Origin of the sequence: Chryseobacterium indologenes, from assembly GCA_016025055.1 — a bacterium.
Classification (GTDB): Bacteria; Bacteroidota; Bacteroidia; order Flavobacteriales; family Weeksellaceae; genus Chryseobacterium; species Chryseobacterium indologenes.
Genome location: CP065590.1, coordinates 1,251,584 through 1,278,150 on the forward strand (window position 1 = coordinate 1,251,584; position 26,567 = coordinate 1,278,150).

Below are 26,567 nucleotides of genomic sequence, written 5' to 3' on the forward strand. Positions count from 1 at the left end.
GTCGATATTACAATGAAAAATAATATATTCAACACAGAAGGACAGAAAGGCAAAAAAATAAAAAGACTCATCACAGCATTATTTACAGCAGGAGTGTTGGCATTGACTTCATGTGAATCCAACCTTGATAAAATCAATGAAAACCCTAACGATCAGGCTAGTATTGATCCTAAATATCTGCTGACTTATGTTTCAAAATATACATTCCAGGTAGATGCGGATAATATGTATGCTTCTAGAATGATGATCGGTACCGACGGGGAAAATAAGTACCAGTACATGAAGTGGAATGATGCTTCCTTTGAAGTGTATACCAGAGAACTTCTGAATACTGTAAAAATGATGCAGGAGGCCGAAAAAAGAAATAATAAAAACTATATAGCTATCGGTAAGTTGTTAAGAGCTTACCATTTCTTTACGATAAGTTTAAAAGTAGGGAGCGCTCCATATTCCGAAGCGGTAAAGGGAGAATCCGGCATTACACAAGCTAAGTACGACAGTCAGGAAGCCATTATGTCCGGAATTTTATCAGAATTGAAGGAAGCCAACGATCTTATCAATACCAACGATAAAATTGAAGGGGATATTATTTTCAACGGTGATGCTTCAAAATGGAAAAAACTGATCAATTCATTCCGCCTGAAAGTGTTGATTACTTTATCTAAAAAAACAAGTGTGGGAAATTATACCATTGCCACAGAATTTGCATCTATTGCCGGAAGCCAACCGTTAATGACTTCCATTTCAGACAACGGAGAACTTAAATTTGCCGATGCTGCCGACAGCAGGTACACGATGTTTAATAACAGCGGATACGGATCAAGTTTATATATGGCTGATTATTTCATCAACTTATTTAAAGACCGAAACGATCCTAGATTATTTACCTTTGCTGCCCAGACCACAGGAGCCAAGGAAGCCGGAAAAGCCATCACAGATTTCAGTGGCTACAACGGTGGGAATCCTACGTCATCTTATTCTGATAATGCGGCATTGATTACTGCTAAAAATATTTCTAAGGTAAATGACCGTTTCTACAAAGATCCTACGAATGAACCTTCTTCAATTTTAAGTTATCCGGAGCTTGAATTTATCCTTGCCGAAGCAGCTGCCAGAGGATGGATTTCAGGATCTGCAAAAACGCATTATGACAACGGAATTAAAGCAAGTTTCACATTTTATCAAACGTATGTTAAAAACCCGGGACAATATTTCACAGGATTTGATGTGAATCAATATCTGGCTACACCTTTGGTGGTATTTGATAATTCAGCACCATTACAGACTCAGCTGGAGAAAATTATGACTCAGAAATACATGACCATGTTCCACCAGTCACAATGGACTTCTTATTATGATTACCTGAGAACAGGTTATCCTAATTATCCTTTAAAATCGGGAGTTCCGGCACCTTTCAGATTCAGGTATCCGCAGTCGGAGTACAATTATAACAGTACAAATTTAAAAGCTGCACTTACCACTCAGTACGGAGGAAACGATAATATCAATTCTAAACCCTGGTGGATGCAGTAGAAAAATTAAAGAACAACAAAAAGGATTTTCGAAAAAAATCTGATTATTTTATTTAAAAACAAAGAAATCGCAGGAAAATCCTATTAACTTGCGGTTTCTTTCTTATTACGATTGCACATGAACAGAAGAGAATTTTTAGAAAAATCAAGTATTTTATTGGCCGGATTAGGAACTTCGAGCGTTCTGCACCCCGCTATTTTAAAAGCTTTGGCCATTGAACCGGTTGCCCGGTCGACTTTTTACGATGCAGAGCATGTTGTCATTCTGATGCAGGAGAACCGTTCCTTTGATCATGCTTTTGGTACGCTTAAAGGAGTCAGAGGCTTTTTGGATAAAAGAGCATTTGTAAAACAGGACGGCCATTCTGTTTTCTTTCAAAAAGACAATAGCGGTAAATACGCTTCTCCTGCCCGGCTGGATCTCAGAAATACTAAATCTACCTGGATGAGCTCGCTTCCCCACTCATGGGATAATCAACAGAAAGCTTTAAATAAAGGTAAATATGACCAATGGCTTCAGGCAAAAGCTTCCGGAAACAAAGATTATCAAAAAATTCCCCTTACACTGGGCTATTATAACCGTGAAGACCTTCCTTTTTATTATCAGCTGGCAGATGCTTTTACCATCTTTGATCAATATTTCTGCTCCTCACTGACAGGGACCACGCCGAACAGACTCTTTCATTGGTCCGGGACTTTAAGGGAACAGCAAAACGGAAAGGTAAGAGCCAATGTTTATAATGATAATATCGATTATGATAAAGCGCGTCAGGCAAAATGGAAAAGCTTTCCGGAAATCTTAGAAGAGCAGCAGGTATCATGGCGTATCTATCAGAATGAAATCAGTCTTCCGAAAGGAATGTCCGGAGAACAGGAAGCCTGGCTGAGCAACTTTACAGACAACCCTATTGAATGGTTCTCAAAATACAATGTCAAATTTTCAAAAGGATATTACCAGAATATTCCAAATATCATTACTTATCTGAAACAGGAAATCACCAAGAACCCCAACAGAAAAGATAAACTTGAAGCCATGATCTCCGAATTGCAGGAAGATCAGGTGAAATACCATCCGGATAATTATTCAAAACTATCCCAAACGGAGAAAAACCTCCACGAAAAAGCCTTTACCACCAATGTGAATGACCCCGACTACTGGAATCTTGAAATCGGAAAAGATGAAAATGGGGAAAGACTTGTCGTCCCGAAAAGTGATGTGCTTTTTCAGTTCAGAAAAGATGTGGAGGAGAAAAAACTTCCGTTGGTTTCCTGGCTGGTAGCTCCTGAACATTTTTCAGACCATCCCGGATCGCCGTGGTATGGAGCATGGTACATTTCTGAGGTATTAAACATTCTTACCAAAGATCCTGAAATGTGGAAAAAGACCATATTCATTATTAATTACGATGAAAATGACGGATATTTTGACCATGTCCTTCCATTTGCCCCTCCGATGAACCCGAGCCAACCCGTAGATATGAACGGAAGAGAAGGAGTTGAATATGTGGACCAATCTCAACAATACATGTCTGATCCTTCATTACAAAGCCATGAAAAAATTGAAGGGACAGTAGGCCTGGGCTACCGGGTACCTATGATTATTGCTTCTCCATGGACTAAAGGAGGTTTTGTAAATTCAGAAGTATCGGATCATACGTCAGTACTTCAGTTTCTGGAGAAATTTATCATGAAAAAATTCAAAAAGAATGTTCATGTAGACAATATCAGTGACTGGAGAAGAGCGATATGCGGGGATCTTACGTCGGCCTTTAATTCTCCTGATGTGAAAGTCCCCCAAATGGGTTATTTAAATCAGAAAGATTTTGCCAAAACCATTAATGCCGCGAAAAATAAACCGGTACCAGACCTGAAATGGTATTCGGAAAATGAGCTGAATCAACAGCTTCTCGACATCCAGGAGAGAGGAACAAAACCATCCAACCCTCTTCCTTATAACTTCCATGTGAATCTGGACAATGGTAAGATCAGAATGACCAACTTAAGAGATAATGGGGTTCCATTATTACTTTATGACAAAAATCGTCTGAATACAGATCATTATCATTTTTCTTATGCCCTATATGCCCAGCAGGAACTATCACATGATGTACAGTCCGGAGCATATGATTATGAGGTTTTCGGACCGAACGGGTTTTTCAGAAAATTTAAAGGAGATGCAACTCCCGACTGCGAAGTATTATTCATCAATAACCCTTCTAAAAACCAGATTGAGCTGGTCTTTAAAAATCATAAAAAAGCTGGTTTGGCCATCAATATAGAAGACCTGTACGAAAAAAATAAAAAGGAGGTGCCTCTAAAAAAAACAGAGGAGAAAATAATCTTAGATCTTACCAAAAATAAAGGCTGGTATGATTTGAAAGTAACCCTTGCAGGCCATATCTGGCACTTTGCCGGACGGATAGAAACCGGAAAAATCTCAGTATCCGATCCTCATTGGAATTAATTGAAATTATATAACTCAACAAAAGATCCTGTACAAAATGTACAGGATTTTCTTTTAAACAAAGGAAAACACACTTTATAATTCATCAATCATATTTAAATATAAACTGCTTATTTTTAACAATATAAAAAATATATGATATTTTTTTTACAGTATGTCGAATTTTGTTATATTCACTTAACTAATTCTCAGCATCATGAAAAAATTAAATTTAACGATTGCATTGTCATTATTCGCAGTTGCCGTATCCGGGAATCTGAGTGCACAGGATACCAACACGGATAACCACACGATCACGATTTCTGTTCCCGAAGTTGCATTGGTAGACATTGAACCTGCTGCTACAAAAAACCTTACTTTAGGATTTACAGCTCCAACTGAAGCCGGAAACCCTGTTGTAGCAAGTGCGGCCAATACTACGCTGTGGCTTAATTATTCTTCCATCAAATCTGTTGCAGACCCAACCCGTAATGTAACGGTAAAAATGAACGCCATTATCCCCGGAGTTGATATCCACGTTACTGCGGCGGCAGCTACAGGCTCAGGAGGTGGTACATTGGGAACATCTGCAGGGCTTTTAACATTAAGTGCTGCTGACCAGACCATCATCTCAGGGATTGGAAGTGCTTATACGGGAAACGGTGCCAATAACGGCCACAATCTTACCTATGCTCTTGCACCGGGTAGTGGCCCGGGAGGAGTTGCAGCCTATGCAGATTTACAGGCAACCGCAACTACCGTAGCTACTGTTACCTATACGATTTCAGATAACTAGAAGAAATTCACCATTAAAAACAAACCTGAAGAAATTGCCCCACAGTTTCTTCCGGGTTTTTATTACCATCTAATTAAACTTTACATGACTATGATAAAGCGTGTCCTTATTTTGATTTCCCTGATCTTGCAGTTTTGCTTTTTACATGCCGGTATTGTGGTCCTCAATGGTCTTACGCATTCTTACAAAGTAGAAAACGGAAAAGTTTATAAGGGCAAGATTGCGATAGAGAATACAAGTACTAATCCTCAGAATGTAAAAATATTTTTGCAGGATTTCAAGTATCAGTCTGACGGAACTACCCATTACACGGCACTTCATACCAATAACAGAAGCAATGGTGCATGGATTAAACTCAACACCAATCTGGTAGCGCTTAAAGGAAAAGAAAAAACTGACATATTCTATGAAATCACAGTACCGAATACATCTGTAGACCCGGGAAGTTACTGGAGTGTAATCATTGTGGAACCATTAGAAGATATCAAACCCAGCAATGATAAACCGGGAGTAAACATTACCTCTGTTATTCGTTATGCTATTCAGGTTATCACCGATTATAATGCAGAAAAAGCAAAACCTGATCTGAAGTTTGAAGGTGTAAAAATAGAAAAGCAGGATCACAAACAGGCGGTAAAAATAGCTATTGCCAATCAAGGCAATTTATACTGCAGACCTACAGCTTCTATTGAAATATACAACCGTAAAACAGGTGAAAAAATCGGGAATTTTTCAGGTATGGCTATGGGTCTGTTACCCCAGACTTCCAAAACATTTGATATTGATATCAGCAAAGTACCTCCGGGACAATACAAAGCTGTGATTATAACCACCGATGAGGATGAAAATGCTTTTGCACTCAATGTGGAATTAGAAGTAAAAAATGATTAAAACCTGGACTATATATATAATCCTTCTCTTATCTCCGGTATTTATTTTTTCCCAACAGCAGTTGGCGGGTAAAAAAGATAGTCTGACGCCGGGAATGTCTACTTCTATCTCTTTTGCGCTGGAAAACAATTCTGACGAAGACAAAACCTATGATATTTCGGTGACTACCTCAAGCGCATCTATCATTCCTATCCTGGCTAAGGGAGAATTTCATATGGGTTCTCACCAAAGCACAAGTTATATCGTTCCGTTTCGGATCGCTTCAGAAGCTTCGAAGGGTGCTTATTCGCTAACACTGAAAGGTATTGATAAAAATTCGGGAATAGCGTTTACAAAAACTGCGCAGGTCACCATTCTTGGCAACAGAAAACTTTCGCTTACCCCTCTTGAATACCCTGACTTTATAAGAGCAGGAGAAACCATACGGGCTACTTTTCTTTTAAAAAATAACGGAAATGTTACTGAAAAACTAATTCTTGAAAGTAAGAATGCCATTGTAGATGAAGAACCGGCAATTAGTCTAGCTCCCAATGAGACAAAAATTGTCTCCATCCACAAAGAGACCAATCCTGAGCTTGGGCAGAACGAATTTCAGAACCTAAATCTTTCGGTATACTCCACAGACAACCCTAAAGAAAATCAAAATATATACATCAGTACACAGATCATATCTGTAAAACCTCAGGATACGGACATTTATTACAGACTTCCCATCGCAGCGTCCTTATCTTTTGTGGGAATGAAAAATATGGGAGAATATCATGACGGATTTCAGGGTGAACTGTATGGTAAAGGCAGTTTGGATAAGGATAATAAAAATCAGATTGAATTTCGGGCTGTAACGCATAATCCTGTTGAACTCAACAATTTTACCCAGTATGAAGAATATTTTGTGAACTACCGAAGAGATCATCTATTCGTTCACCTCGGTGATAAAACATATTCTTCTTCCTATTTAACGGAGTATGCAAGATATGGGCGGGGTGCAGAAATCCGCTTTGATTTTAACAGAATAAGCATAGGCGGTTTTTACAATCACCCGCGATTTTTCCGAGATATTAAGGATGAATTTAATTTTTATTCAGCATTTAAAATTCGAAAAGAATCAGAAATTTCTGTAGGATACCTTTACAAAATACCCAGAAAAGAAGAATCCAATTTTGGAAATGTCAAGCTAGACTCCGAAGCTCACCTTCCTTATGCCAAAGGAAAGGTTAAAATTTCAAAAAATATTAACGTTTCCGGAGAAGTCGCTTACAGCACAACGGAAAAAACAGACGGAACAGCTTTTATGGCGCAGGCAGAAGTTAATTTTAAAAGACTTACGGGAAATATCATGTATATGAAAGCTAGTCCTCATTTTGCAGGATATTTTACCAATACCAGCACACTGAGTGGCAATATTCAGTACAGGCTTTCTGAGAAGATCAGTGTATTGGCCAATTATATGCAGGATGCCCAGAATTTTCAGAGAGATACTTTGTTTCTGGCCGCTCCCTACAGAAAGTTTTTGCAGTATGGTATTCAATACAAATATCTGCCGAGCGGATTTATCGTTGCCACCAACGGGTATCAAAAATATCAGGATCGTTTGGAGCCTAAACAATTTGATTACTTTGAAAGGTTTTTCAGGGTAACAATAGACCAGCGAATCGGTTTATTTCAGATTAATCTTGAAGGACAGTTCGGAAAAACAGATAATTACCTGAGCGGATTTAACGGAAATTCAAGTTTATATTCGGCTAATCTTTCGTTTGAAAAATTCAAAACTTCGTTCAGTATCTTTGGAAGCTTTGGAACGACCTCAAGATATCAATTGCAGAATCAGAAACAGGTCTATTACGGAGCACGAATTTTCAGCCGGTTCTCTGATAAAACAAGCCTTAGTATTTTTTATCAGAACAATTATATTCCCGAGGATTATTTTAAAGACAGAAACCTCTTTGAAGTCCTTTTTCACCAACAGGTATTCCGTGGAAACGAAATTGATATTTCTGGCAGATATTCATTACAAAGAGGGCAGATAGGAGATAAAGATTTTATATTTTCTTTACGTTATACCTGGCGCCCGAATGTTCCGGTTCAAAGGACAGCTGAATACGTTTCTTTATATGGTAATATCAAAAATCTGGGAATCAAAAAGACACAGGGAGTACGGTTAATGTTAGGTAGCTATTTATCTGTTACCGATCAGAACGGAAACTTTATATTCAAAAATGTCATTCCCGGAAATTACTTTCTGGAAATCGACCGGTCGACTACAGGGATCAATGATATTCCGACGGTTGCTTTTCCGGCTGCACTTTCACTTGTTAATAAGGAGAATACTTTTAATTTCGGATTAACTTCTTCTGCAAATGTACAGGGGCATATCCAATTCCTGGAAGTGGAAGAGCCCAATCAGACCGAAATTGAAGCATTACAACCAAGGAAAAAGAAAAATAAAAAAGAAAGTATTGTGGTAGAGGCTGTGAGCAATAATCAAACGTATCGTAAGATCTGTTTTATAGGAGAAGATTTTGATTTTACTTATCTCAGACCCGGAGACTGGACTGTTACTCTTTACCGAAACGGTCTCGATAAACGGTACAAAATTTCAACCGATAAATTTCAGTTTACCTTAGCGTCTGCAGAAACGAAAAAATTAAGCATCAATATCATTAAGCAGCCTATTGAAATCAAATACCAGAAGGAACCTTTAAAGGTTGGATATAATGACATAAAAATTAAGAAATGATTCTGAAACGTTCCATATTATCAGTCGCTTTTATGCTGTCCGGTTTATTATATTCTCAGGCTAATGTTACTTTTACGTTACCTTTGGTTACTTTAATGGATGTAGAGCCTGCGGGAAGTATCAGCTTAATCTTTACAGCACCTACCGAAGCCGGAAATGCACTTGGTAACCCGACTCCTAATATGACAAAATGGATCAATTATTCTTCTGCCATTGCATCAGGCGGACTTTCCAGGAGAATTACAGCATCTGTCAGCCAACTTATTCCCGGAGTCAATATCAGGATACAAGCTGCAGCGGCATCAGGAGCAGGCGGAGGTACATTAGGGACTTCCGCGGGACAGATTACCCTTACCACAACGCCTACAACTATTATCAGTGGTATTGGAGGGGCTTACACAGGTAACGGAGCCAATAACGGACATCGTCTTACTATTTCATTGGTTCCCGGAACATATGCGAGTTTATCCGCTCAAGCCAACACCACCGTTTCCATTGTTTATACCATCACAGAATAAAACACAAGCATGAAATGAGTAGACACTTTCTCAGAAGAATTTATTTAAAAAGGTATCTGTACATTATTCTCATTTTGGGCAGCAGTTCTTTTGGAGCACAAACAGTAACGGTTACAGGAAACTGGGCACCCACAATTGCTGCGATTACGGAAGCAGGAACTAATTATGCCGGGACTTATGATAATATTACGCCCAGCAACCCTATAACAATGTCCGGAACACTGCCGGGATCCTTCTTAAATCTTTTATCCAGTAATGGTGCAAAAATCACCATGCATCAGGCCACTACCGTCTGGAATAATTCGTTAGTTCTTTCTGCAAAAGAACCGGCGGCACCACTACGATCAACGGACTCTGTGTTGCCTGTACCGCAACGATCAATGGCGGTACTACTTATACTGCTGTACCACAGGGCACGGATGTCACATTTGTAACCATTACTTTTACAGGACTTTTGGGACTGAGTAATAGTGTCAACTTTTCAAATATTAATTTACAACTGCAGCTGTCGGGGGTTTCTGTTGCTATTCCGGCAGCTTCATATAGTACGCGCGTCGTTTTCACAGTGGCAGCAAACTGATAGGGCTGCCCGTCACAGACGGCTACAAAAAAACAAATCCTTTTCAAATGTTGAAAAGGATTTATGATGAGGTATTTTTATACTTAATGCTTTGCCCACCAGAGAGGAGTCAGAACGGCATCCTGTCCACCCAGTAGCTGAACAGCCTTATCATATCCGACTTGATCTGTATTTCTGAAGGTACTAGGATATCTTAGTCTCTGAGGGAAATTCTGTATAGAATTGGTCATATAATTTCCGGAATTCAGATTAGGAAGATTCACTAGCGGAGTTTCTATAGCAGGATTTTCAAAGAACGGTAAGCCCAGCCTTCTCTGATCATTCCATGCTTCCAGCGGCAGCCAAGGTGTATTGGCCAGGTATTTCTGAGTGATAATTTTGGTTAATTTATCATTTTTCACAGAGCCATTTTTATAAATGGTATTCACAGGATATTTAATATCAACAGAAACCAAATTTCCGGTAGCAGGATCTTTATATTTCATCGTATGACTGGTTCCCGGTTCTGCAGTATGGCTATAAGAAACAGATGTTCCGTCTCTGTTAAAGTCCGTTGAAGCAATATATTGTCCATAGAACTGTGATACACCATTGTAGGCAAAGCTATCCTGTATTCCCCTATTATAAGCTGCTTCATCACTCATCGGAACTGCCCAGCCTTTCAATGCTGCTTCAGCCATCAGGAAGTAGGTTTCCCAGCTTGCAAAGAATATTCTTGAGTTTTTACTTTCCCTGTACTGCTTACCTAATGCAGGCATGCAGCCTATTACATTTCTCAGGCCGTTTCTCTGTCCTTTTACTCCCCAGTTACCAATTGTATAGGCATTCCAGGTATTTACAGTATTGATTGTTATTTTGGAGTTATCGGCAAACGTCAGATCTCCGTGATTAGTAGTTGCCTGATTGGTGTATGTCGGATAGAGAGAGTACACGGGACTTGAAAGATCTCCCGGGATATAGAATGTCTTATAGGCTCTCGGGTCTATCTTATTCGGAAGTCCATCCAGCCAATATCCTGCACTCGGATCATTGGTCATCGTTGTAAACTGCTCATCGTATTTTATTCCTACATAATCGACCGCTTTCACTGCTGAATGTTGGCTGGCTGGCAACTGATCTGTAGAGTTAATTCCTCCAAGGCCAATATACATATTATTTAAAGTAGCAGAAAGAATCTGCGAGTTCCATTCTCTGGACATTACTCCGGACAGAGGACTCCAGCCATCTTTTTCAGCAACGGTAAAATTTTCTGAGCTGTTACTGATATACATATTTGAACTGGCCGCAGCTTCAAATTCTGCTTTTGCTTTTGCAGGATCTACCTCGGCGATTCTCATGGCGATTCTCATCCTCATAGAGTTAGCATACCGTACCCATTGTCCCCATTTAAAACCATATACCATATCATAGGCATTGGTATTACTTGGCGCTGGTTGATTAACATCCATTTTAGCCGTAGCATCTTTTAGCTCTTCCAGAATATAATAGTACACTTCTTTTTCAGAGTTGAAAGTGGGATTGTTTCCCTGGAATGCATTAATAGGCTGAGGCCCGAAGTTATCGGAAAATTCACTCATTAAATAAGCTCTCCAGATTCTTGACATCTGAATAAGGTTATCATAATAAGGCTTGCCCTGTCCCATGGATTTTTTTTGATTGGCAACTTCGATAGCGGCATTGGCATTATTTAGCCATTCGGAGATGTATTTCCAGTATTCCGATGTCCAGGAATCATCATATGTACCACCAGCGATACCTGTAGACAGCTGTTGTCTTCCTGCGGTTTTCCAGTAAAGAACGAATACACGTTCTGCTATATTGGGATCTTGCTGTGCTCCAAGAATAGAGTTATTTAAAAAGTATTCCGGCTCAGATTTATTAAGATCTACAACGAATGGGTTGTTATTTATATCTTCAAAATCCTTACATGCTGTACATAATGTAACTAACGCAATGCAAGATAAAATATATTTTTTCATGATATTATTTAAGTATTAAAAGCCTAATGTAATGGTGAATAAGTAAGATCTCGTCGTTGGAAATGCCATATTTTCAAACCCTACGGCATTTGAGCTGATTGCAAATACAGATTCCGGATCAACACCTTTTGCCTTACTATAAATCATCCAGACGTTATTAGCTGTAAAAGAAACCTTAGCGCTTTGTAATGCCATTTTTTGGAAAATACTTTTAGGGAAGGTATACGACAATTGAATATTTCTTAATCTGATATTGGTAGCATCGTAGACATTCTGTTCAGTAATACCGAGGTTTCCTGTGGTGACAGCTGCCCAATAATCCTGCTGGGTGATTTCTTTTGTATTTGAAGAGTATCCTCCATTCTGTTGTACTACAGCATCAAGTACAAAATTGTCCCGTCTTCCTCCGGGAGCTGTATCTGACGCAAGTCCTGCTTTTTGCAATGCCAATTGAGTCGCTGAGAAGAATTTCCCTCCGATTCGGCCATCAACCAAAAATGATAAACCTATATTTTTATATGCAAAACTACTGGTAAATCCAAATAATGACCGAGGGGTCTGATCACCTAAGTATTGCATATCAGGTGTTGCCTGAGGTAAGCCATTGGCCCCGACAATAAGTTTTCCAAAATAAGGGCTGTTAGGATCTTCAACTCTTAAAAATTTTGTCCCATAAATAGCTCCATAGGGTTTCCCTACTTCTGTATAAAATGTTATATTATCAAAACCTCCAATCGGATACTTGGAAACATCTCCGTTAATCTCATCAACATTACTTCTTAACAGTGATAAATTAGCATTTACATTCCATGTAAAATTTTCCTTTTTAAGAATATCTGTGTTTAGAACAAATTCAAATCCTCGATTATGAAGTCCTCCCGAACTGATTTTCATTTTTTCATATCCTGAAAGCGGGTTCATTGGTAAGTCAATGAGTTGCCCAGTAGCATTGTTATTGAAATAGCTGACGTCTAAAGAAACTCTGTTGAAAAACTTGAGATCTGCCCCTACCTCAAATGTTTTGAGCTTTTCTGCTTTTAGATTAGCATTGTAAAGTATTTTTTGTCTGCTCAGAGTAATATGTCCGGTAGGATCGGTGGAAAGTACATAATTGTTATACAATTCATAAGGTTCAAGGCCGTTTCCTGTTACTGCGTAAGCTGCACGTAATTTTGCAAAGGTCAGAAATTTGGAATGAAATCCATTCATTTTATTCAGCATATCAGTTAATACTAAGGATGTACTGATTGAATTGTAAATATAAGATCTGTTCTCAATATTTAATGTTGATGACCAGTCTGTCCTGGTGGTTGCGTTAAGAAACCAATATCCGTCATAATTGATTTCTGCAGCGGCAAATACGGAGTTGATTTTCTTCCAAAGATCTATTTCAAAATTAGCTACTGCTGCATTATCACTTGTATTTTTTACGTTAAATGCATTGGGAATAATAAGATTCTGAGTAGTAAAATACAAGGCCTTAGTTCTCGTTTCCATCATTTGCCCATATACCGAAAGGGATCCGCCCCATTTTCCAAATAAATTATCTTTTTTCGCAGTAATACTTGCTATATAATTATTTTCATAGAACTTTTCATTGCCGGTAGAATACGAATTTCTACGAGAAGATCCGGTCCAAACTCTGGCATCTGTGTTGAGAGCATAAAAATCAGTACCCACTCTAATATCGGAACTTAACCAGTCATTGAATTGATATTTTAAATATCCATTTAATAAAATACGGTCTTTTTTATCCGCATTAAGACTATTATAGGCAGACCAGTATGGGTTGATTCCATTAGGAGTGATCCAACGGGAGGTTACATTATTTTGCATTTGGCCTTCACGGTAATCTATAATATTGATATTTTGAGGCATCAGCAGAATAGCAGGATAGAAATTGCCATCTCCCTGTCCACCGGAAGGACGGTTATTGCCCTTTGTACTTATGTATTGAGCCTTTACTTCCGAAGTCCATCTTTTATTAGCACCAAATGTAGAATTCATTTTGGCCATAAAGTTAAACCTCTCATATGTGGAATTTGGGATTTGGCTGTTATCATGCAGATAACCAGCTGAAGTATACAAGCTTGATCCTTCTCCTAAATTAGATTGAAAACTAAGATTGTGCTGTGAGTTAACCCCCGTTTTGAAAAAATTCTTAAGATTATCATATCTTTTCATTGATTCCGTAAATGCCGGGCCCCATGATGTAGTATTATCACTATTTTCCGGATTAACCACCCCATTACTTCCCTGGGAAAAATTCTTCTGCATATCCGGCTTCATAAACAGAGATTCAAATCCTAAACTTGTAGAATAAGAAATTCCTAATCCTCCTTTCTTCTTTCCGCTTTTTGTAGTAATCAATATAACTCCATTTCCTCCTCTTGATCCATACAAAGCTGAAGCAGCACCACCTTTAAGTACAGACATCGATTCAATGTCTTCAGAATTAAGATCACTTAAACCATTTCCCATGTCCAGATCAGGATTCCAGAAATCATTATTAGCTGCTTCATTATTATTCTTAGGCTTAGCACCTAAACTATTGCTCAATGGAACTCCATCCACAACAATCAGAGGTTGATTATCACCTTTAAAAGAATTAAATCCCCTTAGGTTAATCTTCGATGAAGATCCAGGCCCAAAGCCACCCTTTATGACTTGAAGACCTGCGACCTTGCCCGCTAAAGCATTTGTTACATTTGTTTCTTTAGCATCAACAAGCGTCTGACCTTTCACATCCTGGAAAGAATATCCCAGTGATTTTTTCTCCTTTTTAACACCGTAAGCTGTTACCACAACTTCTTCAATTTTCGCGGCCTTCGTAGAATCAGTATTTTGTCCGTACAATCCATTGATACCTAAAAATAAAGATGGGAGAAGTCCAATCTTAACTATTAATTTGTTCATATATACACGATGGTTTAAAACAAATATAATATTTTAACAGTATTTAATAATATACATTTAAAAAATAAATAAAAACACTATGATACTATTGATAATATGAGAGTTATCTCAACAAATCAATATAAAATGGAATCCCATCCCTGCAAAATTCAATATTTCTGAGTGCAAAAAACAGTATCAAAAAGTGAAATAAGTTGAAAATTGAGAATTGAGAGTTGAAAATGATCAATCAGGAATGATCTAGTGGCTTAGGGCTTACTGCCTATTGCCTGTAACCTGCTTAGGTATAAAGCAAAAAAAGTCTCATACATTGCTGTATGAGACTTTTTAAAAATAAAATAAAAACTGGCGGCGGCCTACTCTCCCGCGTTAGCAGTACCATCGGCGCTGGTGGGCTTAACTTCTGTGTTCGGAATGGGAACAGGTGAGCCCCACCGCTAAAACCACCCTAAAGGTTGTATATAAGATGTCAGTAGTAAGACTTCAGATGTCAGACCAATGCCTGAGATCTGAGAGATCATCTCTGATATCTGTTTTAAGCGATAAAAACTTTCACAAAGAGCTAACCTTGCTGCACTTTCTTGTGCGCCTTATCAGGCTATAAATCTACGGGTAATTAGTACTACTCGGCTATGACATTACTGCCTTTACACCTGTAGCCTATCAACGTCGTCATCTCCAACGACCCTTAAAAGATGTCTCATCTTGAGGCGAGTTTCGCACTTATATGCCTTCAGTGCTTATCTCTTCCAAACGTAGCTACTCAGCAGTGCACCTGGCGGTACAACTGATACACCAGAGGTTTGTTCAATTCGGTCCTCTCGTACTAGAATCAAGCCCTCTCAAACATCTAACGCCCGCAATAGATAGAGACCGAACTGTCTCACGACGTTCTGAACCCAGCTCGCGTGCCACTTTAATGGGCGAACAGCCCAACCCTTGGGACCTTCTCCAGCCCCAGGATGTGACGAGCCGACATCGAGGTGCCGAACCTCCCCGTCGATGTGAGCTCTTGGGGGAGACTAGCCTGTTATCCCCGGAGTACCTTTTATCCTATGAGCGATGGCCCTTCCATACGGAACCACCGGATCACTATGTCCTGCTTTCGCACCTGATCGACTTGTTGGTCTCACAGTCAAGCACCCTTATGCCATTACACTCTACGCACGGTTACCAAGCGTGCTGAGGGTACCTTTGAAAGCCTCCGTTACTCTTTTGGAGGCGACCACCCCAGTCAAACTACCCACCACGCAATGTCCTTCTGAAAGAAGTTAGGCTCCAAGTAAGTAAAGGGTGGTATTTCAACGTCGGCTCCACCAACACTAGCGTGCCAGCTTCAAAGCCTCCCACCTATCCTACACATTACTTACTCAAAGTCAATACGAAGTTATAGTAAAGGTTCACAGGGTCTTTTCGTCCCATTGCGGGTAATCGGCATCTTCACCGATACTACAATTTCACAGAGCTCATGGTTGAGACAGTGCCCAGATCGTTACACCATTCGTGCAGGTCGGAACTTACCCGACAAGGAATTTCGCTACCTTAGGACCGTTATAGTTACGGCCGCCGTTTACTGGGGCTTCAGTCAATGCCTTCGCTTACGCTAAGCACCTTCCTTAACCTTCCAGCACCGGGCAGGTGTCAGACCCTATACTGCATCTTTCGATTTTGCAGAGTCCTGTGTTTTTGATAAACAGTCGCCTGGGCCTCTTTACTGCGGCCACCATTGCTGATGGCGTCTCTTCTCCCGAAGTTACGAGACTATTTTGCCTAGTTCCTTAACCATGATTCACTCTAGCACCTTAGGATTCTCTCCTCGACTACCTGTGTCGGTTTTGGTACGGGTTGCTTCACTTCGGCTTTTCTTGGAAGCACTTTCCCTACAGCAGCTTCGCCCGAAGGCTAGGCCTTGACTATTCCGTCAGTCTCCAGTAAGTACGGCACTCCGTCCCCTTTTTAGTGTGAGCAAGTATGGGAATATTAACCCATTGTCCATCCACTACCCCTTTCGGGTTCGCGTTAGGTCCCGACTAACCCTCAGCTGATTAGCATGGCTGAGGAAACCTTAGTCTTTCGGTGAGCAGGTTTCTCGCCTGCTTTATCGTTACTTATGCCTACATTTTCTTTTCTATCCGCTCCACAATACCTCACAGTACTGCTTCGGCGCAAATAGAATGCTCTCCTACCAGATGTATCTTAAATACAAATCCATAGCTTCGGTAATATGTTTATGCCCGATTATTATCCATGCCGGACCGCTCGACTAGTGAGCTGTTACGCACTCTTTAAATGAATGGCTGCTTCCAAGCCAACATCCTAGCTGTCAATGCAGTCCAACCGCGTTGCTTCAACTTAACATATATTTGGGGACCTTAGCTGTTGGTCTGGGTTCTTTCCCTCTCGGACATGGACCTTAGCACCCATGCCCTCACTGCCGTAGAACATTTATTAGCATTCGGAGTTTGTCAGGAATTGGTAGGCGGTGAAACCCCCGCATCCAATCAGTAGCTCTACCTCTAATAAACTTATATACGACGCTGCACCTAAATGCATTTCGGAGAGTACGAGCTATCTCCCAGTTTGATTGGCCTTTCACCCCTACCCACAGGTCATCCGAAGACTTTTCAACGTCAACCGGTTCGGTCCTCCACTCTGTGTTACCAGAGCTTCAACCTGCCCATGGGTAGATCACAAGGTTTCGCGTCTAATCCTACTAACTATGCGCCCTATTCAGACTCGCTTTCGCTCCGGCTCCGGTACTTAATACCTTAACCTCGCTAGTAAAATTAACTCGTAGGCTCATTATGCAAAAGGCACGCCGTCACAGCATTACGCTGCTCCGACCGCTTGTAGGCGTACGGTTTCAGGTTCTATTTCACCCTTCTATTCGAAGTGCTTTTCACCTTTCCTTCACAGTACTTGTTCACTATCGGTCTTTCAGGAGTATTTAGCCTTGGAGGATGGTCCCCCCATATTCAGACAGGATTTCACGTGTCCCGCCCTACTCATTTATCATCTTAATATACCTTTCGAATACCGGGCTATCACCGTCTATGGCTGTTCTTTCCAGAACATTCTTCTAAATATAAAAAGACTTTTGGGCTAATCCGCTTTCGCTCGCCACTACTTACGGAATCTCTTCGATTTCTTTTCCTCCGGGTACTTAGATGTTTCAGTTCTCCGGGTTTGCTTCCCCTAAGGGATGACATGTCTTCAACATGCCGGGTTGCCCCATTCGGACATCTGCGGATCTATTCGTGTGTGCCAATCCCCGCAGCTTTTCGCAGCTTACCACGTCCTTCTTCGCCTCTGAAAGCCTAGGCATCCGCCATACGCCCTTAACGATTTCTTTCCTAATAATTATATTAGTTTAGTTTTGTCATTAGCATTCAATGCTAATTAATATTTTTAAACTTCGCACTCGAAAGTGCTCGGTTATCTCTTTGTGATGTCTTTACCGTTAATGTCAATGATCTTAATTGCTTCTTGCTCGTCTGATAAACAGATGTTGTTTTTGGCTCCATCCGTAACTTTTAAATCAAACTCACAAAACTGTGGAGAATAAGGGAGTCGAACCCTTGACCTCCTGCGTGCAAGGCAGGCGCTCTAGCCAGCTGAGCTAATTCCCCGCTAGTAGACTTCAGATATCAGATCCAGATCTCAGACTTAAATGTCTGATGTCTCATATCTGATCTCTTCCCGTCTTTTAATTAGTAGTCTCGGGCAGGCTCGAACTGCCGACCTCTACATTATCAGTGTAGCGCTCTAACCAGCTGAGCTACGAGACTGTCTTTTTAGACTTACAGATCCTAGATGCTAGATACAAGACTTTCATTCGTCTTGGTTCTTCGCTCTGGGCTCTTGTATCTCAATCCCTTTACTAATTTCTAGTGGGTTTTGTATTGTTATATATCAACCAAATAAAAACTAAAGCCTGAACTTTAAGTAAGTGCTGTATCTTGCGATACTAATTTTTTTATCGTCTTTAAGACGCTCTAAAATGAGATGTTCCAGCCGCACCTTCCGGTACGGCTACCTTGTTACGACTTAGCCCTAGTTACCTGTTTTACCCTAGGCAGCTCCTGTTACGGTCACCGACTTCAGGTACCCCAGACTTCCATGGCTTGACGGGCGGTGTGTACAAGGCCCGGGAACGTATTCACCGCGCCATGGCTGATGCGCGATTACTAGCGATTCCAGCTTCATAGAGTCGAGTTGCAGACTCCAATCCGAACTGAGACCGGCTTTCGAGATTTGCATCACATCGCTGTGTAGCTACCCTCTGTACCGGCCATTGTATTACGTGTGTGGCCCAAGGCGTAAGGGCCGTGATGATTTGACGTCATCCCCACCTTCCTCTCTACTTGCGTAGGCAGTCTCACTAGAGTCCCCAACTTAATGATGGCAACTAGTGACAGGGGTTGCGCTCGTTGCAGGACTTAACCTAACACCTCACGGCACGAGCTGACGACAACCATGCAGCACCTTGAAAAATGTCCGAAGAAAAGTCTATTTCTAAACCTGTCATTTCCCATTTAAGCCTTGGTAAGGTTCCTCGCGTATCATCGAATTAAACCACATAATCCACCGCTTGTGCGGGCCCCCGTCAATTCCTTTGAGTTTCAAACTTGCGTTCGTACTCCCCAGGTGGCTAACTTATCACTTTCGCTTAGTCTCTGAACCCGAAAGCCCAAAAACGAGTTAGCATCGTTTACGGCGTGGACTACCAGGGTATCTAATCCTGTTCGCTCCCCACGCTTTCGTCCATCAGCGTCAGTTGTTGCTTAGTAACCTGCCTTCGCAATTGGTGTTCTAAGTAATATCTATGCATTTCACCGCTACACTACTTATTCCAGCTACTTCAACAACACTCAAGACCTGCAGTATCAATGGCAGTTTCACAGTTAAGCTGTGAGATTTCACCACTGACTTACAGATCCGCCTACGGACCCTTTAAACCCAATAAATCCGGATAACGCTTGCACCCTCCGTATTACCGCGGCTGCTGGCACGGAGTTAGCCGGTGCTTATTCGTATAGTACCTTCAGCTACTCTCACGAGAGTAGGTTTATCCCTATACAAAAGAAGTTTACAACCCATAGGGCCGTCGTCCTTCACGCGGGATGGCTGGATCAGGCTCTCACCCATTGTCCAATATTCCTCACTGCTGCCTCCCGTAGGAGTCTGGTCCGTGTCTCAGTACCAGTGTGGGGGATCACCCTCTCAGGCCCCCTAAAGATCGCAGACTTGGTGAGCCGTTACCTCACCAACTATCTAATCTTGCGCGTGCCCATCTCTATCCACCGGAGTTTTCAATGTCGAATGATGCCATCCAACATATTATGGGGTATTAATCTTCCTTTCGAAAGGCTATCCCCCAGATAAAGGCAGGTTGCACACGTGTTCCGCACCCGTACGCCGCTCTCAAGATCCCGAAAGATCTCTACCGCTCGGCTTGCATGTGTTAGGCCTCCCGCTAGCGTTCATCCTGAGCCAGGATCAAACTCTCCATTGTATGTTTGTCTGACTCACTCAAAGTTTTTAACGCTTTAGTTTTTCCTTACTTGGTTGTTATATTGTATGTCAATGATCTTTATATCTTCCGCTTTATAACGAAGCAATCTTTCTGTCAGTGTCGCTCCGTATTTGCGAGTGCAAAAGTAAAACTTTATTTTGAATTGACCAAATGTTTTTTGAAGAAAATTTAAAGTTTATTGTGTAACCCTAAACCCTTCTCGAAACCTTAATTCCTCTACTCCTGCGCTCCCTCTAATTGGGACTGCAAAGATACAAACTCTTTTTTAACCGGCAACTTTTTTTGTAAAAAGTTTTGAAGTTTTTTTCGTCTGTTTCTTTTTAAGAGTATTTTGTTTTTGCTTATTTAAAAGCCCTTCTGCGCTTACTGAATATCTTTCGTTTTTCAGTGGGGCAAAGATAGAGACTTCTTCAATACCCCGCAAGCTTATTTAACATAAATTTTACTTTATTGTAATATTGGAGGGTAAACCATTGGAAGGCAGGGAGAAAAATTTTAAACAAATGTCTGAAGGGAGACGCCGGAATGCGGAAGGGCTCGAAAATAGCAGGGAAAATGGAGTTGGAAGGGGAAATTTTGGGTACATATATATAAGAAGGAGGAGGGATAAGAGGAAGTGGATAAAATATCCCGTTACTCTTGCGGATTGGCGCAGATGGTCATACTTTATTATATAGTATAACGAGAGTAAGGGCTGTATGGGGCGATAAGTTTCGTGAGGATGAAAAGGAAAAGGTAAATATAGAATAGTTATCCTTTAACAATAGGGTACAAAAATGCCCGGTTGTACTTAAAACCGGGCATTGCTATTATAAACTATATTTTATTGTCTATTTTCCTTATATATAGCACTTAAAAATTCTGCATAAGATCTTTCCAGACCAATAATATCTCCTGATTTAAGATTTAAACCACCTACTCCGGAATTATCCGGCTTTACTTTTAAAGATGATATCTGGAAATAGAGATCATCATCACCTGCTTTAGGCTGAACTTTTATGGTTGATCCCAAAAGTTTTTTTGTAGAAATGGTATAAATTTCTCCCGGAACAATTTTTAATTTTAAAAATGATCTTGGAGAAATCATGTAATCTTTACGATTGATATTTATTTTCTGATCTTTTTCAGATGAAGCAAATATATACATCTCTCCATGCTTACCTGCAAGTTTTTCTTTAGGGGTATAATATAAAACCACTTTATAATTAGCCGGATTGAATATTTGAGGTGTTCCGTCAACATTTTCAAAAGGTTTCAATTCAAATGTGTTGGCACCAATCTCTTTTGCTTTTTTATATATTGAGGAAAACACAAGGGCATCATCTTTCGAAAATCCTTGTACTTCTATTTCGCCCAAGTAAATACCATCAGTGGTTGCTCCTTTTTTATAAAAAAATTTGTCTGTGTTATCGTTTGTTTTTTCAACCTTCGTCATATAAATATTTTGTGCATTCCATAGCTGAATACAAAATATAGAAAAGATAATTACAATATTCTTCATATATATATATTATTGGTGTGAAAGTACATCAACACATTCTTCAAGACTATTTTCCCAATGTTTCGGCTCTATTTTATAAGTTTCTTCTATTTTATCAAGAGACATTGTACTTCTCACAGGCCTTTTCGCAGGAGTCGGATACTGCTCTGTTGTCAAGGGATTTAATTTTACTGACGACTTTGAAAATTCAGCAATTTTTTTTGCAAATTCAAACCAGGTAGTTTCCGGATAGTTTGAGAAATGGAAAATACCATAATTTTTCTGTGGCGTTTCAATAATCTGCATGATGGCTTCTGCCAAGTCATTTGCATTGGTCGGTTGCCCAAACTGATCTGCTACAATTCCCAATTCCTCTTTCTGCGTAAATAAATTCAGCATAGTTTTCACAAAGTTTTTATTAAACTCAGAGTATAACCATGATGTTCTAAGGATAATAGTTTTGGGGTTGATTTCCAAGGCAAGCTCTTCTCCTTTCTTTTTTGAAGCCCCATATACTCCGATCGGATTGGTAAAGTCATCTTCTGAGTAAGGAAGGTTGGTATCACCGTCAAAAACATAGTCTGTGGATATGTGGATCAGAATACTTTTATGGTCTACACAGGCCTGGGCAAGATGTGCTACTCCTTCGGCATTAACTGCAAATGCCTTTGCTTCTTCTTTTTCAGCAAGGTCAACGGCTGTGTATGCAGAAGCATTAATACAAAAGTCAGGTTTATGATCATAAAAAAAATCGTTCACATGTTCTTCGCTTGTAATATCTAAAGTGGCTGAATCTGTAAATAAAAACTCATAACGGTTTTCAAAATCAGGAGCTATCTTTCTGATACAATTTCCTAATTGTCCGTTACTCCCTATGACTAGTATTTTTTTCATCAGATTTTATTAGTTTAAAAATTATACAATTTGTTATTTATGAGTTTTTTGCATTCTGAGATCTCAAAAATTTTACTCTCGACTGAAAATCTTTTTGTATCAAGTCTACATAAAACTTCTGAAATGTTTCTTTAATATCTTCAGGATGAATTTCAGATTTTCTTGTTTTTATATTAAAATAGATCACAGTAACCCAAAGCACAGCATGAATGGTCTTTTCATCAAGACTTTTCATTAAAATCTCAACTTTAGCGGTTCTGTCCTGCACTTCAATGGTTTTACTGCTTATCACCACCTGGGTATTGTATCGTACTTCTTTCATATAGGCAATTTCATTCTGAATAGCGATCCAGGTGCAGCCTGTCTGTTTGGTATATTCTTCGTACGTAAATCCGTAAAATGTTTCAACGTGGTCTTCTCTGGCATTGAACATATAATCAAGGTATTTTACATTATTCAAATGTCCGATCGGATCACAGTCGCTAAACCTAACTTTCACCGTAGTTGATACTTCTTTTTCCATTTGGCAAAAATAAAAAAACCACCTCTAAAAGAGGTGGTTAGTTTTATAAATCTTTGTTAATTTGCTGAAATTATTGAATTCCTAATTCTTTCTTTACAGCAGCAGTAACATCAGCTCCTGCTTTATAAAGGAATGCAGGTGAATTAGCATCCATTACAAATTCATATCCGTTTGCTTTAGATACTTTTTCTACAGCATCATTTAATTTTTCTCGATAGGTCCGAAAGCTACATCTTGTTTAGCCTGAAGGTCTTTCTGAGCTTTGTCTTGCATTTGAGCAATTTCTTCCTGGATTTTTTGTAATTCTCCTTCTCTTGCTTTGTTTTCTTCAGCTGTTTTCTTAGGAGCTTCTTCGCTATATTGCTTTAGTTTAGCTTGTCCTGCATCAGCTTTTTTCTTAATCTCAGCTTGTTTGGTATCTAAGAATGTTTTAAGATCAGCGTCAGCTTTTTTCTTTTCAGGCATTGCATTAAGAACTCCCATTACATCTAAAGTAGCAATTTTTTGAGCTTTTGCCATACCTACAGACACAACCATCATCACTGCTGCAAATAATACACTTAATTTTTTCATAACTGGTAAATAAATAATTTAATTTGTTTTTAGATTTTAAATTTAAGCAAAAGTTAAGTTATAATTACTTTTTGCCTTTGTTATTAGTTTTTTCTTTTTATCTGTTCCCTTGAGCAAAATAGTCAATACTTTTTCGGTATAATCATATTTTCCCTGAAGAAAAATAACACTAATGTTATTGCTTTTATCAAGAACTATGCCCAATCCGTTTTTTTCGGACATAGTTTTGATAGCTTCCCAGATCTGATCCTGAAAAGGAAGAACAAGATTTGTTCTCAGCTTTGTGATCTCGCCATTGGCTCCAAAACGTAAGCTGGTAGTGGTTTTAATATTTTTTTCAAGATCCACTACTTCTTTTTCTCTGAGTTTTAGCTGGTCGCCTATCAATAACACTTTTTCACTTTCAAAAGCTGCTTTTTTTCTCTCGTATTCTGATTGCAGATTCTGAAGTTCAGACTGCCAGGTATCGATTTGAGAATTTAATCTAGCTTCGGCTTCTTTGTACTGAGGTAATTTATTCAAAATCTCATTAGTATCTACTACTCCGATTTTCTGGGCATTGTTTAGTCCAAAAAACAGAAGCAATACGAATGTGAAAGTTATTTTAAAGTTCTTCATATTTATAATTATAATGATTGGTTCATCAAGAAGTGGTTTTGCCATCCGGATGGAGTTCCTCCGAGTGTTTTATCAAATCCGTATGCAAAGTCGAACCCGATCAATCCAAATGCTCCCATATAAACTCTTACTCCGACCCCTACTGATCTCTTTAACTGGAACGGGTTATAGTTCCCCCAAGAGTTCCATACGTTACCTCCTTCAGCGAAAGTCAAAGCATAGATTTTTGCTGTCTGGTTTAAGGAAATCGGATATCTAAGTTCCAAGGTAAATCTATTATAGATCGTTCCACCTCCTCTCTGAGTGATATCCTGGTTTTCACCTCCGGTCATACTGGCATTATCGTATCCTCTTAAGGGTATCAATTCTCTACCGTCATATCTACCTCCGAATAAACCTGTACCTCCTACATAGAATCTTTCGAATGGTGGTGCTCCGAGGTTTTTATTGTAACCGTCCATGAATCCCATTTCAGCAGAAGATCTCAATACAAGTTTTCCAACGATTTCGTTATATACATCAGCTTTAAACTTGATTTTATAGAACTCCATCCACTTGTACTTGTCAATAGGTGTCATTGTATCATAATTTTTGTTGCTGAACAATGAATAAGGAGGAGTAAATTTGGCAGAAAGTTCAATATTTGAACCTACTGTCGGGAATATCGGGTCGATACCCGCTGAGTTTCTGCTTAAACCGACGTTGATACTGAAGTTATTGGCTGTTCCGTTATATTCTGTTGCATCACCAAACTGGAATGGATAGTTATTGAAGTCATACTTCTGGAATTGCAGACCTGTATAGAGTGAAAAATAATCATCCGGCCAGTTTAACAGTCTGTTCAGACCTACTGATGCCGAGAAAATGTTAAGTTTCTGAGCACTTCCATACTGATCTCTATATCGTACTCTTGAGTTATTTAAACTTACCGAAAGTGCAGTAGGTCTTGTTCCAAATAGCCAAGGTTCGCTAAATGATACTCCATAGTTCTGGAAATACTGACCTGCCTGAACCTGGATAGAGAATGTCTGCCCGTCTCCCTGTGGTACCGGTTTAAAATCTTTAAATTTAAGGAAGTTTCTTAAAGAGAAGTTATTAAAGGTCAGTCCCAAAGTACCGATAAAGCTGTTACCACCGTAACCTGCCTGCAACTGTACCTGTGAAGATCCTTTTTCAACTAACTTCCAGTTGATATCTACCGTATTATCTGCCTGATTCGGCTGGATATCCTGACCTACCTGTTGCGGGTCAAAGAACTGCATCCCTGCTAAATCAAAATAAGTTCTTTTAATTTCAGTCTTTTTAAAGAGCTCTCCCGGTTTGGTTCTTAATGCTCTTAAGATAACGTGGTCATGGGTAGTTGTATTTCCCTGCCAGGTTACTTTATTCCAGGTAGCCTGCTCACCTTCATTCACTCGGACTTCAAGGTTTACGGCATCTCCGTTCACTGATTTTTCAACCGGTGTTACATTGGAGAAAAGGTAACCGTTATTCATGTACACTGATTTGATATCAGAGTCATCTTCTTTACCGCCATCTTCACCTACTTTCTTGTTGAATCCTACAGCATCGTAGATGTCTCCTTTTTTATATCCTAATAATCTTTGTAAGTATTCTGTAGAGTATACTGTATTTCCGGTAAATGTAATATCTCCGATATAATACTTTTTACCCTCATTCAATTTTACATTGATTTCGTAGTTATTTCTGTTATTTCTCCATACAGAGTCGGAAACAATCTTTGCATCTCTATACCCTAAAGAGTTATAATAGCTGATAAGACTTTGTTTATCTTCCTGATATTTTTCTTCAATAAATTTTGAAGATTTTAAGATACCTCCAATACCAAAACGTTTTTGTTTTGTTTCTTTAAAGGCTTTCTTTCTAAGTTTACTATCTGAAACACTCTGATTTCCTTCAAACTCGATATGGTCGATCTTAACTCTCTTCCCTTTATCTACATTGATTGTCCAGTCTACTAAAGCAGGGTCACCTGCATTTATTTTGTCCTGAATGGTAATTTTAGCGTCTGCAAAACCTTTTTAATGTAGTCTTTCGGTACATTTGTTTTAAGACTTGAAACTAAATTCTGTGTAATTTTTGTTCCAGGCTTCAGGTTGTTATCTTTAGCAAGCTTTTCGCTTTTGGATTTTCCGATTCCTTTTCCTGTGAATTTTACTTCACCAAGTTCTTTCAAATCCTGCAGATAGAATCTCAGAACTACAGTTTGCCCATCAATGCTTTGCACATAGACTTCTACTTCAGAAAAGGATTGAGTATCCCAAAGCTTTTTAACAGCATTACTGATTTTTTGTCCCGGAATATCTACGCTTTCACCTTTAGCCAATCCTGTAAATCGTAAGATCTGAGCTGGTGTATACTTTTTTACCCCATCTACAACGATGTCTTTAAGTGTATAAGTGCCTACCTCATTTTCAGTGTGTACAGCATTACTTACTTTTGTGCTGTCCTGTGGAGTTACTTGTCCATAAAAATGTGCAGAAGCAGCAAACATAATGATGGGTAATAGTCTAAACTTCATTTTATCGAG

At 39.5% G+C, this 26,567-nt stretch carries 13 protein-coding genes, 2 tRNA genes, 3 rRNA genes and 2 pseudogenes; 7 read left to right on the forward strand and 13 right to left on the reverse strand.

Features of this window, described 5'->3' with window-relative positions; all coding sequences use genetic code 11:
- Nucleotides 1-12: 12 nt before the first annotated feature.
- The 7 genes from H3Z85_05570 (at nt 13) to H3Z85_05600 (ending at nt 9,351) form a co-directional block, all read left to right on the forward strand.
- Nucleotides 13-1,533, forward strand: coding sequence for a SusD/RagB family nutrient-binding outer membrane lipoprotein (locus H3Z85_05570; GenBank protein QPQ52883.1), 1,521 nt, complete (start codon nt 13-15; stop codon nt 1,531-1,533).
- 117 nt (nt 1,534-1,650) lie between these two features.
- Nucleotides 1,651-3,996: a phospholipase C, phosphocholine-specific gene (locus H3Z85_05575; GenBank protein QPQ52884.1), complete on the forward strand. Its 2,346-nt coding sequence runs from the start codon at nt 1,651-1,653 to the stop codon at nt 3,994-3,996.
- A gap of 196 nt (nt 3,997-4,192) precedes the next feature.
- The gene (locus H3Z85_05580) at nt 4,193-4,771 is read left to right on the forward strand and encodes a hypothetical protein (protein ID QPQ52885.1); all 579 of its coding nucleotides are present in this window, start codon (nt 4,193-4,195) and stop codon (nt 4,769-4,771) included.
- Between the two features lie 90 nt (nt 4,772-4,861).
- Entirely contained in the window at nt 4,862-5,662 is an 801-nt protein-coding gene (locus H3Z85_05585) for a DUF3324 domain-containing protein (protein QPQ52886.1), read from the forward strand.
- Nucleotides 5,655-8,399, forward strand: a complete 2,745-nt coding sequence (locus H3Z85_05590; GenBank protein QPQ52887.1) for a hypothetical protein — start codon at nt 5,655-5,657, stop codon at nt 8,397-8,399. The genes H3Z85_05585 and H3Z85_05590 overlap by 8 nt, the downstream gene beginning before the upstream one ends.
- The gene (locus H3Z85_05595) at nt 8,396-8,917 is read left to right on the forward strand and encodes a hypothetical protein (protein ID QPQ52888.1); all 522 of its coding nucleotides are present in this window, start codon (nt 8,396-8,398) and stop codon (nt 8,915-8,917) included. The genes H3Z85_05590 and H3Z85_05595 overlap by 4 nt, the downstream gene beginning before the upstream one ends.
- A gap of 14 nt (nt 8,918-8,931) precedes the next feature.
- Nucleotides 8,932-9,351 (forward strand): hypothetical protein, encoded by a 420-nt coding sequence (locus H3Z85_05600; GenBank protein QPQ52889.1) that lies wholly within the window; start codon nt 8,932-8,934, stop codon nt 9,349-9,351.
- Between the two features lie 229 nt (nt 9,352-9,580).
- On the opposite strand, the gene H3Z85_05605 is transcribed toward H3Z85_05600, so the two are convergent.
- From H3Z85_05605 to bamA, 13 genes and pseudogenes are all read right to left on the reverse strand, one after another.
- Nucleotides 9,581-11,476, reverse strand: a complete 1,896-nt coding sequence (locus H3Z85_05605; GenBank protein QPQ52890.1) for a SusD/RagB family nutrient-binding outer membrane lipoprotein — start codon at nt 11,474-11,476, stop codon at nt 9,581-9,583.
- 15 nt (nt 11,477-11,491) lie between these two features.
- Nucleotides 11,492-14,392: a SusC/RagA family TonB-linked outer membrane protein gene (locus H3Z85_05610; GenBank protein ID QPQ52891.1), complete on the reverse strand. Its 2,901-nt coding sequence runs from the start codon at nt 14,390-14,392 to the stop codon at nt 11,492-11,494.
- 343 nt (nt 14,393-14,735) lie between these two features.
- Nucleotides 14,736-14,843: ribosomal RNA gene (rrf, locus tag H3Z85_05615) — 5S ribosomal RNA — on the reverse strand.
- Between the two features lie 144 nt (nt 14,844-14,987).
- A 23S ribosomal RNA gene (locus tag H3Z85_05620) occupies nt 14,988-17,744 on the reverse strand.
- 203 nt (nt 17,745-17,947) lie between these two features.
- Nucleotides 17,948-18,021 (reverse strand) — tRNA-Ala (locus tag H3Z85_05625).
- Nucleotides 18,022-18,106: 85 nt separating this feature from the next.
- Nucleotides 18,107-18,180: transfer RNA gene (locus H3Z85_05630), tRNA-Ile, on the reverse strand.
- Nucleotides 18,181-18,386: 206 nt separating this feature from the next.
- Nucleotides 18,387-19,907 (reverse strand): 16S ribosomal RNA (locus H3Z85_05635).
- Together the 16S, 23S and 5S rRNA genes with 2 tRNA genes alongside form the textbook arrangement of a ribosomal RNA operon.
- An 844-nt stretch (nt 19,908-20,751) precedes the next feature.
- A complete protein-coding gene (locus H3Z85_05640; protein QPQ52892.1) occupies nt 20,752-21,429 on the reverse strand; it encodes a hypothetical protein in 678 nt (225 codons plus the stop codon).
- 9 nt (nt 21,430-21,438) lie between these two features.
- Nucleotides 21,439-22,302, reverse strand: a complete 864-nt coding sequence (gene rfbD, locus H3Z85_05645; protein QPQ52893.1) for a dTDP-4-dehydrorhamnose reductase — start codon at nt 22,300-22,302, stop codon at nt 21,439-21,441.
- Nucleotides 22,303-22,339: 37 nt separating this feature from the next.
- Nucleotides 22,340-22,825 carry an acyl-CoA thioesterase gene (locus H3Z85_05650; GenBank protein QPQ52894.1) on the reverse strand — a complete coding sequence of 162 codons (486 nt, stop codon included), beginning with the start codon at nt 22,823-22,825 and terminating at the stop codon, nt 22,340-22,342.
- 70 nt (nt 22,826-22,895) lie between these two features.
- Nucleotides 22,896-23,398: pseudogene (locus H3Z85_05655) on the reverse strand (OmpH family outer membrane protein).
- A gap of 42 nt (nt 23,399-23,440) precedes the next feature.
- Nucleotides 23,441-24,016: an OmpH family outer membrane protein gene (locus H3Z85_05660; protein ID QPQ52895.1), complete on the reverse strand. Its 576-nt coding sequence runs from the start codon at nt 24,014-24,016 to the stop codon at nt 23,441-23,443.
- A gap of 8 nt (nt 24,017-24,024) precedes the next feature.
- A pseudogene (bamA, locus tag H3Z85_05665) lies at nt 24,025-26,558 on the reverse strand (outer membrane protein assembly factor BamA).
- Between the last annotated feature and the right edge of the window lie 9 nt (nt 26,559-26,567).

Bases quoted from the DNA above. Each gene is read 5' to 3' on its own strand.
- H3Z85_05570 (QPQ52883.1), top strand. From the start codon at position 13: ATGAAAAATAATATATTCAACACAGAAGGACAGAAAGGCAAAAAAATA.
- H3Z85_05575 (QPQ52884.1), top strand. From the start codon at position 1,651: ATGAACAGAAGAGAATTTTTAGAAAAATCAAGTATTTTATTGGCCGGA.
- H3Z85_05580 (QPQ52885.1), top strand. From the start codon at position 4,193: ATGAAAAAATTAAATTTAACGATTGCATTGTCATTATTCGCAGTTGCC.
- H3Z85_05585 (QPQ52886.1), top strand. From the start codon at position 4,862: ATGATAAAGCGTGTCCTTATTTTGATTTCCCTGATCTTGCAGTTTTGC.
- H3Z85_05590 (QPQ52887.1), top strand. From the start codon at position 5,655: ATGATTAAAACCTGGACTATATATATAATCCTTCTCTTATCTCCGGTA.
- H3Z85_05595 (QPQ52888.1), top strand. From the start codon at position 8,396: ATGATTCTGAAACGTTCCATATTATCAGTCGCTTTTATGCTGTCCGGT.
- H3Z85_05600 (QPQ52889.1), top strand. From the start codon at position 8,932: ATGAGTAGACACTTTCTCAGAAGAATTTATTTAAAAAGGTATCTGTAC.
- H3Z85_05605 (QPQ52890.1), bottom strand. From the start codon at position 11,476: ATGAAAAAATATATTTTATCTTGCATTGCGTTAGTTACATTATGTACA.
- H3Z85_05610 (QPQ52891.1), bottom strand. From the start codon at position 14,392: ATGAACAAATTAATAGTTAAGATTGGACTTCTCCCATCTTTATTTTTA.
- H3Z85_05640 (QPQ52892.1), bottom strand. From the start codon at position 21,429: ATGAAGAATATTGTAATTATCTTTTCTATATTTTGTATTCAGCTATGG.
- rfbD (QPQ52893.1), bottom strand. From the start codon at position 22,302: ATGAAAAAAATACTAGTCATAGGGAGTAACGGACAATTAGGAAATTGT.
- H3Z85_05650 (QPQ52894.1), bottom strand. From the start codon at position 22,825: ATGGAAAAAGAAGTATCAACTACGGTGAAAGTTAGGTTTAGCGACTGT.
- H3Z85_05660 (QPQ52895.1), bottom strand. From the start codon at position 24,016: ATGAAGAACTTTAAAATAACTTTCACATTCGTATTGCTTCTGTTTTTT.